At 40.1% G+C, this 18,559-nt stretch carries 10 protein-coding genes and 1 CRISPR repeat array; all 10 genes read left to right on the top strand.

The window, feature by feature from the left end; translation table 11 throughout:
* Window positions 1–50 precede the first annotated feature (50 nt).
* The 10 genes from Bccel_RS12990 to folP all read left to right on the top strand — a co-directional run bounded on the left by Bccel_RS12990 (window position 51) and on the right by folP (window position 18,554).
* The gene (locus Bccel_RS12990) at window positions 51–2,264 is read left to right on the top strand and encodes a CRISPR-associated helicase/endonuclease Cas3 (RefSeq protein WP_036944113.1); all 2,214 of its coding nucleotides are present in this window, start codon (window positions 51–53) and stop codon (window positions 2,262–2,264) included.
* A 24-nt stretch (window positions 2,265–2,288) separates the two neighbouring features.
* A complete protein-coding gene (cas5c, locus tag Bccel_RS12985) occupies window positions 2,289–2,936 on the top strand; it encodes a type I-C CRISPR-associated protein Cas5c (RefSeq protein WP_036944115.1) in 648 nt (215 codons plus the stop codon).
* Window positions 2,933–4,777 (top strand): type I-C CRISPR-associated protein Cas8c/Csd1, encoded by a 1,845-nt coding sequence (gene cas8c / locus Bccel_RS12980; RefSeq protein WP_036944117.1) that lies wholly within the window; start codon window positions 2,933–2,935, stop codon window positions 4,775–4,777. The genes cas5c and cas8c overlap by 4 nt, the downstream gene beginning before the upstream one ends.
* On the top strand, window positions 4,770–5,630 hold the full coding sequence (cas7c, locus tag Bccel_RS12975; protein WP_036944119.1) for a type I-C CRISPR-associated protein Cas7/Csd2: 861 nt from the start codon (window positions 4,770–4,772) through the stop codon (window positions 5,628–5,630). Before cas8c ends, cas7c begins: the two co-directional genes overlap by 8 nt.
* The gene (gene cas4 / locus Bccel_RS12970; protein ID WP_152966003.1) at window positions 5,627–6,322 is read left to right on the top strand and encodes a CRISPR-associated protein Cas4; all 696 of its coding nucleotides are present in this window, start codon (window positions 5,627–5,629) and stop codon (window positions 6,320–6,322) included. Before cas7c ends, cas4 begins: the two co-directional genes overlap by 4 nt.
* On the top strand, window positions 6,319–7,350 hold the full coding sequence (gene cas1c / locus Bccel_RS12965) for a type I-C CRISPR-associated endonuclease Cas1c (RefSeq protein WP_036944121.1): 1,032 nt from the start codon (window positions 6,319–6,321) through the stop codon (window positions 7,348–7,350). Before cas4 ends, cas1c begins: the two co-directional genes overlap by 4 nt.
* 11 nt (window positions 7,351–7,361) lie before the next feature.
* Window positions 7,362–7,652, top strand: coding sequence for a CRISPR-associated endonuclease Cas2 (gene cas2 / locus Bccel_RS12960; RefSeq protein ID WP_036944123.1), 291 nt, complete (start codon window positions 7,362–7,364; stop codon window positions 7,650–7,652).
* A gap of 169 nt (window positions 7,653–7,821) precedes the next feature.
* A CRISPR array of direct repeats spans window positions 7,822–15,940; the repeat unit is 32 nt; unit sequence GTCACGCCTCATGCAGGCGTGTGGATTGAAAC.
* 88 nt (window positions 15,941–16,028) lie between these two features.
* On the top strand, window positions 16,029–16,367 hold the full coding sequence (locus tag Bccel_RS12955; RefSeq protein WP_036945829.1) for a DUF3795 domain-containing protein: 339 nt from the start codon (window positions 16,029–16,031) through the stop codon (window positions 16,365–16,367).
* 242 nt (window positions 16,368–16,609) lie between these two features.
* Window positions 16,610–17,716, top strand: a complete 1,107-nt coding sequence (locus Bccel_RS12950; RefSeq protein ID WP_036945827.1) for an iron-containing alcohol dehydrogenase family protein — start codon at window positions 16,610–16,612, stop codon at window positions 17,714–17,716.
* A 13-nt stretch (window positions 17,717–17,729) separates the two neighbouring features.
* Window positions 17,730–18,554, top strand: a complete 825-nt coding sequence (folP, locus tag Bccel_RS12945) for a dihydropteroate synthase (protein WP_036945825.1) — start codon at window positions 17,730–17,732, stop codon at window positions 18,552–18,554.
* Window positions 18,555–18,559: the final 5 nt, after the last annotated feature.

The following is an 18,559-nucleotide window of genomic DNA, read 5'->3' as shown; positions in this document are numbered from 1 at the left end:
AGCGTATATAATTTAGATTGTAAGGGAAATGAAAATTGAGGTGGGGAGATATGGCTTACTACGCACATACTACTGATAATAAGGACAAGTCAGATTGGCAACTGTTAATAGACCATCTTGTAAATGTTGCAGAATATAGTGAAAAATTTGCCAATGCTTTTGGGGCCGGGAAGCTGGCGTATACTGCTGGGATGGTACATGATTTGGGGAAATACTCAAAAGAATTCCAAGAACGACTTGAAGGGAAGAAACATAAAGTAGATCATTCTACAGCAGGAGCTAAAGAGTTGGAAGAGAAATATGGCTGTCAGATTGGAAGAGTACTTGCCTATGTTGTGGCAGGACACCATGGCGGTTTGCCAAATGGAAACAGAGGAAATGATAGAAACTTATTGTCAAGATTAGAAAAGGAGGATCTTCCAAATTACAGTTCTTATGAGAATGAGATACAGATTCCTCTATTAGGTAAAGAAGATATTAAAAACATACCTGTTCCCCAAAATGCAGAAACTTCAGCATTTAGTAGATCATTTTTTGTACGGATGCTTTATTCTTGCATAGTGGATGCTGATTTTATTGATACAGAAAAATTTATGGCTTTCGATAAATCAATACATAGGGGCTCTAGTGCAAATATTAGTGATATATTCATAAAGTTTGAAAATACTTTGAAGGAGCTTGAGTTTAAAAGTCTGAATAATGCCACTTCTATAAATATTGAACGCCAAAAAATTTTACAATCATGCCTTGAAGCAGCTAATTGTAAAAATGGGTTTTATACATTAACTGTTCCTACAGGAGGTGGAAAAACATATTCATCAATGGCGTTCGCCCTGAAACATGCAATTAAAAATAAAAAAGACAGAATAATATATGTTATTCCTTACACCAGCATTATTGAACAAAATGCCCAGGTTTTCCGTGATGCATTAGGAATGGATGTTGTTTTGGAACATCACAGCAATTTCGATTATCCAGACGGCAGCTATGATAATTGGTCGGATAATGAAAAAAAGCACAGGCTTTCAACTGAAAACTGGGATATGCCTATTATAACTACTACAGCAGTCCAATTTTTTGAATCAATGTTCAGTAATAAAAGCTCCAAATGTAGAAAATTACATAACATTGCAAATAGTGTAGTAATTCTTGATGAAGCTCAAATGATGCCGCTAGATTACTTAATGCCTTGCTTATGGGCCTTGGTTGAGCTAATTGAGAATTATAGTGTGACAGTAGTATTGTGTACTGCAACTCAGCCTGCAATTAGAGATATGCTTCCTAGTAACATTAATCCTATAGAAATAATTGAAAATCCAATAGGACTACAGAAAGCATTTGAAAGAGTAAAAATTCAATATTTAGGTAATATAAGTGATCTTAATATAGCAGCAGAAATAACAAAGCTCGACCAGGTATTATGTATAGTGAATACCAGAAAACACGCAAAAAAGCTTTTTGAAAAAATTGCAGAGTTAACATCTGATGGAATTTATCATCTTTCAGCAAGAATGTGTCCAGCACACCGAAAACAGATATTGGCGGAGATTCGAATACGACTTAGGGAGAAAAAAACTTGCAGGGTTATTTCAACACAGTTGATAGAGGCGGGTGTAGATGTTGATTTTCCAGTTGTTTATAGGGCTATGGCAGGAATAGATTCTATTGCACAAGCTGCAGGAAGATGTAACAGGGAAGGGAAAATGAATCATGGAAATGTTTATGTTTTTGAACCTGAAGAACATGGAATGCCCAAGAAGGGCAGATTTAGTAAAAATGCATCTATAACAAGAAGTATAGTAAGGAGTTTTGGAGATAGCATTTTATCTTTAGAGGCCATAAAGTCTTATTTTGAGCTATTATACGACTTTGAAAGGGAGCAGCTGGATGCAAAGGATATTTTAAAGATGATCAAAGAAGGTGAAAAGGAACTTTTGTTCCCATTTGAAGATATCGCATATAGCTTTAATCTTATTGACGATATAATGCAAACAGTTATTGTTCCATTTGATGAAGAAGCTAAAAGATTGATATTTGAGATGGAAAACAGTAAATACCCTGGAATGTACAGCAGGAGCCTTCAAAAGTATTCTGTGCAAATTTATGTTTTTGAGAGAGAAGCACTTGTCAAAGCTGGTGCAATAGGCAGTGAAAAGGTTGGAGGGCTTTACTGGGTTGTCAGAGACAGCTCATTTTACAATAATTTAATAGGTCTCATGGATGCAGAGAGTGTTAAAGCACCAAATGAGGTACTATTGTTTTAAAATGAAAATGGAAAGGAGGGTACTATGGGATACGGTATTAAGTTAAGAGTATGGGGTGATTATGCATGCTTCACACGGCCTGAAATGAAGGCTGAAAGAGTTAGCTATGATGTAATTACACCATCAGCAGCAAGAGCAATTGTAGAGGCAATTCACTGGAAACCTGCTATTAAGTGGGTAATTGATAAGATTCATGTGATTAAACCAATTAAGTTTGATTCAGTGAGGAGAAATGAAGTTGAAGGAAAAATAGGTATTGGAAATGTAAAAAAAGCTATTTCAGGGTCGAATGTTGATTTGCACCAGTATATCACAGAGGAAAGACAGCAAAGGGCAACACTTCTATTGAGAGATGTAGAATATGTTATTGAAGCTCACTTTGAGATGACTGACAAAGCAGGAAGCGAAGATACAATTGAAAAGCATTATAACATATTTCTACGCAGAGCAAGGAAGGGACAGTGCCATATGAGACCATATTTTGGATGCAGGGAATTTCCTGTACAATTCGAATTGGTCGATGGCGAGATTTCAAAATCTCAAATTGAAGGCGAAATTGATTTAGGGTGGATGCTTTGGGACATTAACTTTGAAGATAATATGAAGCCTATTTTTTTCAGGCCTATAATGGTAGATGGTGTTTTTGATGCCAGAAGGGATGTGGGATTATGATTTTACAGGCACTAAATGAGTACTATCAGATATTGCTGAATAATCCTGACTCTGGAGTGGCAAAGCCAGGATACAGTAGTTCGAAGGTATCACATGCAATAGTATTATCTAAGGATGGCGATTTACTGGAGATTGTCTCAATGATGATTGAGGATAATAAGAAATTTTTACCCAAGTTTATGATTTTGCCAAAGGAAGTACAAAGGAAGTCAAATATAAAATCAAATTTTCTTTATGACAATATTTCGTATGTATTTGGTTTGGAGGTTAAAAAAGAAGGTCAAGAAACTAAAATATACATTCATCAAAAAAAGTTTGATGCGTTTAAGAAAAAACATACTGATTTGCTAAATGAATATCAAAGTGATGTAAGCGTTAATGCTCTTTTGAGATTCGTTGATAAATGGAATCCATATGAGTGGGAAAAGCATATAGATTTAGAAAAGGTTATTGAATTAGGTAGTGGAAACAATATAATTTTTAAAATTGAAGGAATAAAAGGTTTTTTACATGAAAATGGGATTTTAGAAGATTGTATTACCATTGATGATGAAGATGAGAAAGAGTCCAAAGGGCCATTTACCTCTCAATGCCTTATTACTGGAGAAATTGATAGAATAGCAAGAACTCACAAAGAGATAAAAGGTGTACAGGGAGCACAAAGTGCTGGTGCAGCTATTGTATCATTTAATAAAAAATCTTTCGAATCATACAAAAAGGAACAAAGTTATAATTCTCCAGTTGGTCGCAAAGCTATGTTTAGATATACAACTGCACTAAACTATCTTTTAAGCAGTAAAATAAACAAAGTTAATTTTGCTGACATTACAATGGTGTTTTGGGCTAGCCGTGAAGACAATAAAAATGTAGAAGAAATGATTCTTGCCTGGTCACTTGATCCATTTGATCCAGACAAAAAAGAGAGCGGGGGGGATAAAAAACAGTATGTAGTAGATGATTCTACTGCAAGACAAGCCAAAGAAATACTGGAACATGTCAGGAATGGTTTGCCAGTAAAATCAAAGAATTTTGATGAAAACACCAGATGTTTTCTGCTGGGATTAGCTCCAAATGCAGCACGTATATCAATTAGATTTTTTAGAGTTAATTCATTTGGAGAAATATTGGAAAAAATTGCAACACACTATAGAGATTTAAGTATTGTAGGCATTGAAAGATACGGCACTTTTATATCTCCTTGGAGAATTCTTAAAGAAGTTGCTACATTAGGGAAATCAGAAAATATTCCGCCGTTATTGGGAGGACAACTCATAGATTCTGTTTTGACTGGCAGAATATATCCTTATTCCTTATATACATTAGCACTTTCAAGGGTTAAAGGTGCAAAAAGAGATGAACGAGATGAACCTGCAAATCCCATATCAGTAGGAATAATAAAGGCTTTTTTGTTAAGATGTTTCAGGATTCAAAGTCAAAAAGAAAAGGAGGAGATGATTAAAGTGGGGTTAAATGAATCATTGACAAATTCGGCATATCGATTGGGAAGATTATTTTCACTTTTGGAAAAGGCTCAGAAAGATGCAATTGGAAAGGGTATTAATGCAGGAATAAGTGATAAATATTTCGGCTCGGCTTCGGCAACACCAGCTACAGTATTTCCAATACTTTTAAGGCTTTACAGACATCATAAATCAAAGCTTCAGAAAGAGGGAAAAGGTGGTTACATTGACATGAGAATTCAGGATGTAATGAACGGATTGGACAGTTTTCCGGCACATCTCAATCTCGAAGAACAGGGAATGTTTGTTTTAGGTTATTACCATCAGAATCAAGCAAATTATACAAAAGTAGAAAAAGAGGAGGATGTACAAGATGAGTGAGCTAAAGAATAGGTATGAATTTATATTGTTTTTTGACATAGAAAATGGAAATCCAAATGGTGATCCTGATGCTGGCAATATGCCAAGGATTGATCCCGAGACAAGCAATGGTCTTGTCACTGATGTATGTATTAAAAGAAAGGTAAGAAATTATATTGAGATATCAAGAGCTGGTAGTTTAGGGTATGATATATATGTAAAGGAAAATGCTGTATTAAATAACTTGAACATGCTTGCTTACGAAGAACTTAAAATAAAGCAGGAAGCTAAAAAACTTCCAAAAGAAAAAGAAGAAGCAAAGAAGCTAACAGATTATATGTGTGGGAGATTTTACGATATTCGTGCATTTGGAGCTGTAATGTCAAATGAAGTAAATTGTGGTCAAGTCAGAGGACCTGTTCAATTTAGTTTTGCAAAAAGTATAGACCCAATTGTTCCGCAAGAGGTTACAATAACTAGAATGGCAGTTACAAATGAAAAGGATGCTGAAAAAGAGCGTACCATGGGGCGTAAACATATCGTTCCTTATGCGTTATACAAAATGGAAGGCTTCATATCTGCTCCTTTAGCCAAACGGACAGGCTTTGCTGAAAAAGATCTGGATGTTTTATGGGAGTCATTAGTCAATATGTTTGATCATGACCGTTCCGCTGCAAGAGGCAAAATGGCAACTAGAAAACTTGTTATTTTCAAGCATGAATCTGAGCTGGGAAATTGTTCGGCTCAAAAACTTTTCGATATTATTTCAGTTAAAAGAAAAGATATATCAAAGCCACCTAGAGATTTTTCAGATTATAGCATTAATCTTGATAAATCGAAACTTCCAGAAGGAGTAACCATTATTGAAAAATGATGTATAAAGAGTATAACGATGAAGAAATACTCATGTTATCAGGCATACAGCACTTTGCTTTCTGCAGACGCCAATGGGCATTGATACATATAGAGCAGCTTTGGGCTGAAAATGTCAGAACTATTGAAGGACAATTTATACATAAGCGTTCCGATGATCCTTTTTTGGATGAAACAAGAAAAGGACTGCGGGTTGTTAGGGCAATGCCTCTTGTATCCTATTCTCTAGGATTAAGAGGCATAGCTGACGTTGTAGAGTTTACAAGAGTTGAAACGGAATCACAGTATTCAACGACTCTAAAAGGACGACAGGGCTTTTGGATTGTCACACCAATTGAATTTAAAAGGGGAAAACCCAAGAAGGATGACAGGGATGCGGTGCAACTCTGTGCCCAAGCCATATGTCTGGAAGAAATGATGAATGTGAAAATAGAATACGGTGAACTTTACTACGATCAAATTAAGCATAGGCAAAGGATTGACTTAAACGAACAAATAAGGAGCAGGGTATATTGCCTTATCGATTATATGCACAAAATGTTTAAGGAAGGAAAAACTCCTCCTGCGGAAGTTGGAAAGCATTGTTCAATTTGTTCTTTGGTAGAGTTGTGTAATCCAAGGCTGACAAAAAAATATCGTTCAGTCAGCAACTATATTAATGCTGCTTTTAATGAAAGTGAGGAGTTGGGATGAGAAGACTTTTGAATACACTTTATGTAACCACTCCTGATGCCTATTTGGCTTGCGAAGGTGAAAATGTGCTTGTGAAAGCTGATGACCAAACTAAATTCAGAATTCCAATTCACAACCTTGAAGGAATTATTACTTTTGGATACGCTGGAGCAAGTCCTGCTCTTATGAGACTTTGTTGTGAACGTGGGGTAGCGTTTTCATTTTTGAGTTCAAGCGGATATTTCTTGGGGAGAGTAACAGGAAAAGCTCATGGAAATGTATTATTAAGGAGACAACAATATAGGTGGGCTGATAATGATGAAACAACACTTCGGTTATCGAAGCGATTTATTGTATCAAAAATTCTCAACTCCCGGGTATGCATTCAAAGAGCATTAAGGGATCATGAAGAAAAAATAGAAAGCAATGAATTGGTGTCAGCAGTGAATATTTTGAAAAGATTAGCTGAGGAGGTCCGTAATGTTAATAATATTGATTTGCTGCGAGGTATAGAAGGAGAAGCAGCCAGAATTTACTTTGGATGCCTTGATACTATGATACTTGCTCAAAAAGATGAATTTTTCTTTCATGAAAGAATTAAAAGGCCTCCAACAGATAATGTGAATGCGTTGTTATCGTTTCTTTATACAATTTTATCCCATGATGTTGAAGCAGCACTGGAATCAGTTGGTTTAGATCCACAGGTAGGATATCTTCATAGAGACAGGCCGGGAAGAAGCAGTTTGGCACTTGATATGATGGAGGAATTTAGATCATATTTAGTTGATAGGATGGTTTTATCATTGATAAACAGAAGGCAAATCAATGGAAAAGGGTTTATAAAAAAGGAATCAGAAGCGGTTATTATGACAGATGAAACAAAGAAACTTGTATTAACTGAATGGCAAAAAAGAAAAAAGGAGGAAATTACCCACCCTTATCTTGATGAAAAAATACCAATAGGCCTTTTGCCATATGCCCAAGCACTATTGATGGCAAGGCATATTAGAGGAGATTTGGATGATTACCCTCCATTTTTCTGGAAGTAGGTGATATAATTATGATGGTACTTATAACTTATGATGTAAATACTACAACTGTTGCTGGAGAGAAACGATTGAGAAAAATTGCTAAATTATGCAGAGATTATGGTCAAAGGGTTCAACATTCAGTTTTTGAATGTTTGGCTGATCCACATCAGATAGCATTATTGAAAAACAAACTTATTGATGTTATGGATAAGGATAAAGACAGCTTGAGGTTCTATTATTTAGGCAGCAATTGGAAACCTAAAATTGAACACATTGGTGCAAAAGAAGGATATGATCCGGAAGGAGTTATTATAACATGAATCGCGATGCATATGCTTACATTAATTTGCAAGCAGGTTCGCGATGAGGTAATAATCAAGCTTTTGAGATATTTATCTGTTTATTTGTATCATGATCTTTTGCTATTAATTAACTTTCGCGGATTTGTAGTCTGAAGTTATAGTGGAATAAGGATTTTTTTTATGAACTGTCACGCCTCATGCAGGCGTGTGGATTGAAACTAGCCAAATAATCAATCAATCTTTTGCCAGGGAGGTCACGCCTCATGCAGGCGTGTGGATTGAAACCTGTGCTACTTCCTGAAACTTTTGTGCCTTTAAGTCACGCCTCATGCAGGCGTGTGGATTGAAACGTGTTTAGTTGCTTAACTGGTGGAGAATTTCCTTGTCACGCCTCATGCAGGCGTGTGGATTGAAACAAGCGTAAAATTAACCTTATGGCTGAGAATGACAGTCACGCCTCATGCAGGCGTGTGGATTGAAACCTGCAATCTCGTTCTTTCAACTGCTGCATCATATTGTCACGCCTCATGCAGGCGTGTGGATTGAAACTATTACTTTTATTTTTCTACCTACTTTTACTAAGTGGTCACGCCTCATGCAGGCGTGTGGATTGAAACTGAAAGTAATAAAAAATGCAAAGGTTTATGTTGGAGTCACGCCTCATGCAGGCGTGTGGATTGAAACCTGTCCTGGTATCAAGCAGATAAGGTGGATCGCAATAGTCACGCCTCATGCAGGCGTGTGGATTGAAACGTTGTTGCAAAATGATTTTATTAAGTCCATGTTTAGTCACGCCTCATGCAGGCGTGTGGATTGAAACATAGACTGGTTTGTTGGTTACACGGTGAAGTATTGCGTCACGCCTCATGCAGGCGTGTGGATTGAAACGCTGGAAATAAGTTGGTGATAGTATGAATCTATGTCACGCCTCATGCAGGCGTGTGGATTGAAACCTGACAAAAACAATCATACAATAGATGCTACTAGAGTCACGCCTCATGCAGGCGTGTGGATTGAAACCTCACAGGTAGCCACATCAGGAGATTCCTCACAGTCACGCCTCATGCAGGCGTGTGGATTGAAACCTGACAAAAACAATCATACAATAGATGCCACTAGGTCACGCCTCATGCAGGCGTGTGGATTGAAACAACTATTATGTTTTAACCGAGGAACTATACAAGCGTCACGCCTCATGCAGGCGTGTGGATTGAAACAATGGAAATGGAAATGGAGATCGGCGATTTGGAAGTCACGCCTCATGCAGGCGTGTGGATTGAAACATTGCGGTGCCTAATTGCTTGCCGATCATGTCAAGTCACGCCTCATGCAGGCGTGTGGATTGAAACATACCCACGCCCGGGGAATGTGGAGGGATGCAAGTCACGCCTCATGCAGGCGTGTGGATTGAAACAAAATTAATGCCCTAAATCAAATGAATATAAATCCGTCACGCCTCATGCAGGCGTGTGGATTGAAACAGAAAATAATAACAGTGATGCCAGACGGGTATGTGGTCACGCCTCATGCAGGCGTGTGGATTGAAACCGGTAGTTGGGTGAATTTAGAAGCAAAACTGACAGTCACGCCTCATGCAGGCGTGTGGATTGAAACTTATTATCCAGGATGGCCCTTACCATGCCAGTGTTAAAGTCACGCCTCATGCAGGCGTGTGGATTGAAACATACAGTCTTTTGTTTTCAGCAACAATTCTTTCCCGTCACGCCTCATGCAGGCGTGTGGATTGAAACAATAAGTTTGGGAATTACAATTATCGCAACTGTGGTCACGCCTCATGCAGGCGTGTGGATTGAAACTTTAAGACGATAACTAAACGCTTGTGTTTGTGTTGTCACGCCTCATGCAGGCGTGTGGATTGAAACATTTATATTCCTCCTTTATAAATAAGAGCAGGCAAGGTCACGCCTCATGCAGGCGTGTGGATTGAAACGTAAATCTTGTATAGATTTTTTAACGCACACACTGTCACGCCTCATGCAGGCGTGTGGATTGAAACTGAAATGATATTACTGTCATAATCAATTCCCCCTGTCACGCCTCATGCAGGCGTGTGGATTGAAACGTATAAATCCGCATTATTTCATACCTCAATCAGTCTCGTCACGCCTCATGCAGGCGTGTGGATTGAAACATCAAAAGGTAAACGAGTGCCTTGGTGTTGATAGTCACGCCTCATGCAGGCGTGTGGATTGAAACCGATTCTTGCCGGGTACATCCCAGGCATTTTATACAGTCACGCCTCATGCAGGCGTGTGGATTGAAACTACTCTTTTTTATCTGCTATAGTACTATGTACTATTCTGTCACGCCTCATGCAGGCGTGTGGATTGAAACTAAAATTCTTACATTCCTTTACTCCTGCAAATGTGTCACGCCTCATGCAGGCGTGTGGATTGAAACTTTGTCTGTTAAATAATATTGCCTGCGTTTTCTTCGTCACGCCTCATGCAGGCGTGTGGATTGAAACTGGCATTACTGGAGGTAAAAAATGAAACCAATATGTCACGCCTCATGCAGGCGTGTGGATTGAAACTGGCAGGAAGGTGAGGCCCTTATGTGGTCAATCCGTGAGTCACGCCTCATGCAGGCGTGTGGATTGAAACATTTGGACCTACATCAAACATGCTGCCACTTTGAGTCACGCCTCATGCAGGCGTGTGGATTGAAACAATTGTGCTTGTACCTGCAGTGGTTAATTACAAAGTCACGCCTCATGCAGGCGTGTGGATTGAAACCGGTAACATCAAAGTGTCTGTAATCTGCTATATCAGTCACGCCTCATGCAGGCGTGTGGATTGAAACTGGTGGATTGCACTTGCTACAAGGTTCTAGTCCAGTCACGCCTCATGCAGGCGTGTGGATTGAAACCATTCCATATGCACCGGAAACAACGATATAGTCAGGTCACGCCTCATGCAGGCGTGTGGATTGAAACTTTGATTTGTTCAAAAGAATCATCATCTGCAATTGTCACGCCTCATGCAGGCGTGTGGATTGAAACCATAGTTATCATCCTAAAATAAAAAGCCGTACTGTCACGCCTCATGCAGGCGTGTGGATTGAAACAGATAAAGACCAACATAATGCCCAGCGACAGAGGGTCACGCCTCATGCAGGCGTGTGGATTGAAACACAACTATCTGCAATTATAAATTTTGTTTGATCGGTCACGCCTCATGCAGGCGTGTGGATTGAAACATCAATGATGATATCTTTGCCCTGCTGCAGGAGCGTCACGCCTCATGCAGGCGTGTGGATTGAAACTCTTCTTGCTCATGCTTTAACTGGAGGTTTTCTTCGTCACGCCTCATGCAGGCGTGTGGATTGAAACCGGTTAAAGTACCCTGATATTGAGTTGAAGGTGGGTCACGCCTCATGCAGGCGTGTGGATTGAAACCACGAACAGTACCAAGCAATTAATAGTCTCGAGAGTCACGCCTCATGCAGGCGTGTGGATTGAAACATTAAAAGATACAGATACATCCTCCATATACAAAGTCACGCCTCATGCAGGCGTGTGGATTGAAACCTTATACAGTGGAACAAATTGCACACATCCCAATGTCACGCCTCATGCAGGCGTGTGGATTGAAACTTTACCATAAGACCTCCATACCATTGACTGGTTGGTCACGCCTCATGCAGGCGTGTGGATTGAAACCGAGAACTTAGGTGCCGAGGTTATGAAGGGAATGGTCACGCCTCATGCAGGCGTGTGGATTGAAACAGGTTCAGTAGACAAACAAGAAAAAGTTACTTTTAGTCACGCCTCATGCAGGCGTGTGGATTGAAACACTACAGCACTCAAACCACTTAAAAATTCAGTCAGTCACGCCTCATGCAGGCGTGTGGATTGAAACAACATAATAATTTATTAAATCACCTATGTATATTATCGTCACGCCTCATGCAGGCGTGTGGATTGAAACCGCCATGCCTATTTATTAAGATATACCTCTTTTGTCACGCCTCATGCAGGCGTGTGGATTGAAACTATTAATCTCTAAATAATTTTTTGAGATTAAATGGTCACGCCTCATGCAGGCGTGTGGATTGAAACACTATCCAATCACCACCCAGCCTACTCCATCGCAGTCACGCCTCATGCAGGCGTGTGGATTGAAACTACAGGCGATATGGTAGTAAATGAAGATAGAAGAGTCACGCCTCATGCAGGCGTGTGGATTGAAACCAAGTGGGTTGGCAGGAAATACAAACGAAGCAAGGTCACGCCTCATGCAGGCGTGTGGATTGAAACCCTAACTTTTCCGGATCAAGTTTTATTTCATCACTCGTCACGCCTCATGCAGGCGTGTGGATTGAAACAAGCCTTGTATTATTCTTCTTTATTTTATCTTCGTCACGCCTCATGCAGGCGTGTGGATTGAAACAACATCATAATACTTATTTATAGGCTCAGAATAAGTCACGCCTCATGCAGGCGTGTGGATTGAAACAAACTTTTTCCTTGGTCAAATTGGTGGTGTAATTGTCACGCCTCATGCAGGCGTGTGGATTGAAACTATAATCCCAATCAGATGCAGTGAACCAAAGAGAGTTGTCACGCCTCATGCAGGCGTGTGGATTGAAACTTGTACGTTTTTATATTGATCTAATATACTATCAGTCACGCCTCATGCAGGCGTGTGGATTGAAACAACAAATCTGCAAGAAGGTGCAACATGGTTTTTTGTCACGCCTCATGCAGGCGTGTGGATTGAAACTACAGTATTTCCAAAACCCAAAGTTACTTCATAAGTCACGCCTCATGCAGGCGTGTGGATTGAAACCCAAAGGACTTGTTACTGCTAATTTTGACCATAAGTCACGCCTCATGCAGGCGTGTGGATTGAAACATAAATTCGTAAAAATCTATCTGATGAACGTGAACGTCACGCCTCATGCAGGCGTGTGGATTGAAACAAGGATGACAAGGCCAGAGAGGACATGGAGTCGGTCACGCCTCATGCAGGCGTGTGGATTGAAACAATTTTGAAAATGCAAAGAAAAGATATCCGTTAAGTCACGCCTCATGCAGGCGTGTGGATTGAAACAGAAGGTAGTTTTTACAAATAAAACTTACTATAAAAGGTCACGCCTCATGCAGGCGTGTGGATTGAAACAAAGGGAAGTGTTCCATTTGGATATGTATATAAAGGTCACGCCTCATGCAGGCGTGTGGATTGAAACAACTCGCTTGATGCCTTTGAGTTTGATTCGTTCTGTCACGCCTCATGCAGGCGTGTGGATTGAAACAAGTATCCGCTTTTGTAATTCCGTGATACGCCCAGTCACGCCTCATGCAGGCGTGTGGATTGAAACTATATAAGTGTGCAAATTAATCTCTAATAACTTAGTCACGCCTCATGCAGGCGTGTGGATTGAAACCCTAATAGTCAATGGTATGGAGATAAAAGAAATTGTCACGCCTCATGCAGGCGTGTGGATTGAAACTTGCATAGCTTTTGCTATCCTTTGTAGTTCCTCAGTCACGCCTCATGCAGGCGTGTGGATTGAAACATGGAAAGAGTCAAAAAAATTATTTGAAAACCACAGTCACGCCTCATGCAGGCGTGTGGATTGAAACATTGCAAGTTAAGAAAGGTAGGTTGATAACATGTGTCACGCCTCATGCAGGCGTGTGGATTGAAACAATTTCTTGCTAATGTTGCCCTGATGTGTGTTAAGTCACGCCTCATGCAGGCGTGTGGATTGAAACTGACGCAATAAAAGGCTTGTATGTTTACGGTGCGTCACGCCTCATGCAGGCGTGTGGATTGAAACTGGGTTAATGACAATTGCAGCAGATGGATACATACGTCACGCCTCATGCAGGCGTGTGGATTGAAACCGTATCTGGATTATCGCCTTTACTTGCAATCCTCTGTCACGCCTCATGCAGGCGTGTGGATTGAAACACCTTTTGCAATATCAACACCTATAACTCTATTGGTCACGCCTCATGCAGGCGTGTGGATTGAAACACCTTAACCTTTCCTATACCAGCATAAAGCCAACGTCACGCCTCATGCAGGCGTGTGGATTGAAACTGAAACTTCATCATATGCACCTAATAAGTCATTTGTCACGCCTCATGCAGGCGTGTGGATTGAAACTTCAAGGTCAAATTTAAGTCGACCAAATACATTAAAGTCACGCCTCATGCAGGCGTGTGGATTGAAACAATCTTAGCATTTATCCATGTATTTAAATCACCGTCACGCCTCATGCAGGCGTGTGGATTGAAACTATAAGTATAACGGCATGGTTATATGAGTGTATTGGTCACGCCTCATGCAGGCGTGTGGATTGAAACAATATACATACATGATAAGTCGTATTCGTGGAGTGTCACGCCTCATGCAGGCGTGTGGATTGAAACAATAGGATTGTAAATATCTTTATTACTTCCCTTGGTCACGCCTCATGCAGGCGTGTGGATTGAAACCTAAAACATATACCTTTGTATACAATTTAGGATGTCACGCCTCATGCAGGCGTGTGGATTGAAACTTTAAATCTTATACACTCATCATTCAAAGCATACCGTCACGCCTCATGCAGGCGTGTGGATTGAAGCATTAGATGATAGAAAAAAAATCAGTGATTTTATGTCACGCCTCATGCAGGCGTGTGGATTGAAACTGAAAAAGTAATTAATTATTTAGAGGAAAAAGGGTCACGCCTCATGCAGGCGTGTGGATTGAAACAACAAAGGAATATATAAATCAAAACTCGACGTCACGCCTCATGCAGGCGTGTGGATTGAAACATTAGATGATAGAAAAAATCAGTGATTTTATTGTCACGCCTCATGCAGGCGTGTGGATTGAAACAAAAGTACCTGCAGCCATGAAGAAAGTTCCGCCAGGTCACGCCTCATGCAGGCGTGTGGATTGAAACGATAACAGAAGGAAAGTCGCTTATAGTAGGTTGATTGTCACGCCTCATGCAGGCGTGTGGATTGAAACTTATTCATGGTTATCTTGGGGCTGCGATAATGTCCGTCACGCCTCATGCAGGCGTGTGGATTGAAACTTTTTGCTCTTTCAACCTTTTCGGCCAGTGTTTTGTCACGCCTCATGCAGGCGTGTGGATTGAAACATCGGTCATTAACCTTACATCTATGCCGTCAAAGTCACGCCTCATGCAGGCGTGTGGATTGAAACACTCCACTGGATGAAGCCATACATAGCAGCAAGTCACGCCTCATGCAGGCGTGTGGATTGAAACTCCTCCCGGATAGCTTATATTAAATTCATTTTGATGTCACGCCTCATGCAGGCGTGTGGATTGAAACTCCAACTGGCTAACAAGCCTAGATATACATTCCTTGTCACGCCTCATGCAGGCGTGTGGATTGAAACCGTTTTAGTGAAGAAGATAACAAAAAGCTAAGGTCACGCCTCATGCAGGCGTGTGGATTGAAACAAAATCTTTTGCTGACCATGCCATGTAATCAAGTCACGCCTCATGCAGGCGTGTGGATTGAAACTTGGGTTAACCACAACATGTGCAACAATAACTGCGTCACGCCTCATGCAGGCGTGTGGATTGAAACTAAACATACAGCTAATGAGCAAGGAGCCAGATTGTCACGCCTCATGCAGGCGTGTGGATTGAAACATCAAGATTAAGAACTACTTTTGGAGGCGGTTTAGTCACGCCTCATGCAGGCGTGTGGATTGAAACACAAATTGATGTGTGGTTGGACGAAAATAAAGCGTCACGCCTCATGCAGGCGTGTGGATTGAAACAAAAGGGCAAGCATGGATTGATTTTATATTCCGGGTCACGCCTCATGCAGGCGTGTGGATTGAAACAACAAATACGGTATTCCAAAATCTATATGGTATCCAAGTCACGCCTCATGCAGGCGTGTGGATTGAAACTAACTTACAAACATGGACAATATAAGGAGGAGGTCACGCCTCATGCAGGCGTGTGGATTGAAACATCCCGAAGCCTTAACATTTCCTTTGCTAATTCTATGTCACGCCTCATGCAGGCGTGTGGATTGAAACGTAAAGGTCTTAATGGTTACAAACAAGGTGTTTAGTCACGCCTCATGCAGGCGTGTGGATTGAAACCAGGATAGTCTGTTATTACAGGTATATCTTCTGGGTCACGCCTCATGCAGGCGTGTGGATTGAAACTTCTAATATTTGATAATTAGACATGCCATTTTTAGTCACGCCTCATGCAGGCGTGTGGATTGAAACTGCTATAAATTGGTGATGAGGCAAAAATTGCGTCACGCCTCATGCAGGCGTGTGGATTAAAATATGTTGAGCGATAATTTTATAAATCTCTTCCAAAGAAAACATATGTTTGGTATAATGAATGTGATAATACTGGAAAAGGGGTGCTAAAATGGCAAAAAATATTGCTTGTTGTGGTCTGGATTGTGATGAGTGTCTGGCTTATAAAGCCACTGTAAGTAACAGTGATGAATTGAGAAAGCAGACGGCTGATCAATGGAGTAAAATGTTTAATGGAAACATTGAGCCTGAGACTATTAATTGCTTAGGATGTAAGTCAGAAGTGCTTTTTAGCCATTGTAACGTTTGCGAAATAAGGAAATGTTCCTTGGATAAAGGACTTGATAATTGTGGAAAGTGCAGCCAATTCAGCTGTGAAACAGTTGAGGGGGTGCTGCAGCATGCCCCTGAAGCAAGGGTTAATTTGGAAAGGATTAAAAATTTTCAATAAGAAGATTTGGGATCTTGTCTAACTGACAGGAAGAAGATACGGTGAAGCAATAATCGTATTCTCTTCCTGTTTTTGTTCCATAGATTCTTCGTCAAGCGGCAGCAATCAGATTAATTATGCTGAAAATATCAATACCCCATTGTCTTATACCCGCTTGAAATATATAATATTCCTATATGAAAATGAGATACTAATCTTTCCAATAAATATAGATTTAATATACACCTGAAAGGATGAATTACATGAACAAATTTAAATTTCAATCCGGCACTAAGGTATTTTGTGGCTCAAATTGCCTGTTTGAGAATAAAAATGAGATTATTAAGCTGGGTAAAAAAGCTTTTATTGTGACAGGTAAGGCATCCGGTCATAAAAGCGGTGCCCTCTCGGATATAATAAACATTCTTAATGAGGCAGAAATAAAATTCGAAATATTTGATAAAATTGAGAACAATCCTTCACTGCATAATGTAAAGGATGGAGGCACATCCTGCAGAATGTCAGGTGCTGATTTTATAATTGGTATTGGCGGCGGATCACCTTTAGATGCGGCAAAAGCAATAGCAATATTAGCTGTAAACGACATAGAGCCCATACAGCTGTTAAAAAATGAATTTACCATAAAGCCCTTACCAATTGCTGCGATACCTACCACTGCAGGAACAGGAAGCGAAGTTACAGCGGCTTCAATACTCACAATTCCAGAGTATGAGACAAAGATGAGTTTTGTTCATGAAGATGTATTTCCAAAGGTCGCATTCCTTGATGCAAAATATACTGAAAGCATGAAAAGGGATATTGCAGTAAATACTGCTATAGACGCAATGTCCCACGCTATAGAAGGTTATCTTAATAGAACTGCAAGTCCCATGAGCGATATTTTTGCATTGGAATCACTGAATATTTTCGGCACATGTCTGGAAAACCTGTGTGAAGAGAGGTTTGACTATGATACAAGAGAAAAGCTTTTATATGCGTCAATGCTTGCAGGTCTTACAATTGCTCAGACAGGTACAACTATTGCCCACGGTATGGGTTATTCATTGACATATTTTAAGGATATTCCTCATGGAAAAGCCAACGGTTTATTGCTGCCAGAATATCTAAGATATAATTACCAAGTGGCACAGGACAGGGTTGAATCTGTTTTAAAAGCATTAAAATTAATAAGCATTGATGAATTTGAAAAGACTATGAGAAGGCTTATCAGTAATGATATTAATTTTTCACAGGAAGAATTGAAAAAGTATTCTTCCCTGGCTATGAAGCAGAAGAGTACATTAAAGAATCTACGTACCGTCACTGAGGAAGATATGTATAAAATATTAGATAAAAGTTTAAGAAGTTAGGGGCAGGGAATAAATGAACAAGACGGAAGTTTTCATTTGCAGGGATAAAAGCCTTGCCATTGGTAAGAAAACATATATAATGGGTATACTTAACATAACTCCTGACTCTTTTTCCGATGGAGGCAAGTATTATGACGTTGATGATGCCATAAATAGAGCAAGGGAAATGATAGTAAACGGTGCAGATATTATAGATGTTGGAGGAGAATCTACAAGGCCGGGTTTTCAACCTGTTGAGCCCATTGAGGAGATCAGGCGGGTAGTGCCCATAATTGAGAGGCTTAGCAGAGAGTTTGATATTCCCATATCAATAGATACATCCAAGGCAATGGTTGCAAAGGAAGCACTAAGGGCAGGTGCACATATTGTAAACGATATATGGGGACTCCAAGTGGATGAAAATATGGCATCTGTTGTTTCGGAGTATGGTGCAGGCATAGTAATGATGCATAACAGGCAAAACAAGGAATATACTAACCTTATGGCGGATATTATAGATTTTTTGCAAAGAAGTATAAAGATTGCACAGAAAGCCGGCATTAAAAGGGATTCCATGGCAATAGATCCGGGTATAGGTTTTGGTAAAACCTTTGAGCATAACCTTCAGGTTATTAAAGATTTAGAACAGCTCGGTGCTTTACAACTGCCAATTCTTCTTGGAACTTCAAGGAAGGGGTTTATAGGAAATATTCTGGATTTGCCTGTAGATGATAGGGTTGAGGGTACAGGTGCAACAGTTGCCATAGGAATTGCCTACGGGGCGGATATTGTGAGAGTGCATGATGTGAAGGAAATGGCAAGAACAGCCAGGATGGCGGATGCAATTATTAGGAGGTAGTCTTT

The sequence above is a fragment of the Pseudobacteroides cellulosolvens ATCC 35603 = DSM 2933 genome, assembly GCF_001262605.1.
Lineage (GTDB): Bacteria > Bacillota > Clostridia > Acetivibrionales > DSM-2933 > Pseudobacteroides > Pseudobacteroides cellulosolvens.
The sequence above is the reverse complement of the archived record's forward strand: the minus strand, read 5'-3'. Positions and strand labels throughout refer to the sequence as shown.

Excerpts from the sequence above, each read along its gene's own strand:
- Bccel_RS12950 (WP_036945827.1), top strand. The coding sequence starts at position 16,610 with ATGAACAAATTTAAATTTCAATCCGGCACTAAGGTATTTTGTGGCTCA.
- Bccel_RS12955 (WP_036945829.1), top strand. The coding sequence starts at position 16,029 with ATGGCAAAAAATATTGCTTGTTGTGGTCTGGATTGTGATGAGTGTCTG.
- cas1c (WP_036944121.1), top strand. The coding sequence starts at position 6,319 with ATGAGAAGACTTTTGAATACACTTTATGTAACCACTCCTGATGCCTAT.
- cas4 (WP_152966003.1), top strand. The coding sequence starts at position 5,627 with ATGATGTATAAAGAGTATAACGATGAAGAAATACTCATGTTATCAGGC.
- cas2 (WP_036944123.1), top strand. The coding sequence starts at position 7,362 with ATGATGGTACTTATAACTTATGATGTAAATACTACAACTGTTGCTGGA.
- cas7c (WP_036944119.1), top strand. The coding sequence starts at position 4,770 with ATGAGTGAGCTAAAGAATAGGTATGAATTTATATTGTTTTTTGACATA.
- folP (WP_036945825.1), top strand. The coding sequence starts at position 17,730 with ATGAACAAGACGGAAGTTTTCATTTGCAGGGATAAAAGCCTTGCCATT.
- Bccel_RS12990 (WP_036944113.1), top strand. The coding sequence starts at position 51 with ATGGCTTACTACGCACATACTACTGATAATAAGGACAAGTCAGATTGG.
- cas5c (WP_036944115.1), top strand. The coding sequence starts at position 2,289 with ATGGGATACGGTATTAAGTTAAGAGTATGGGGTGATTATGCATGCTTC.
- cas8c (WP_036944117.1), top strand. The coding sequence starts at position 2,933 with ATGATTTTACAGGCACTAAATGAGTACTATCAGATATTGCTGAATAAT.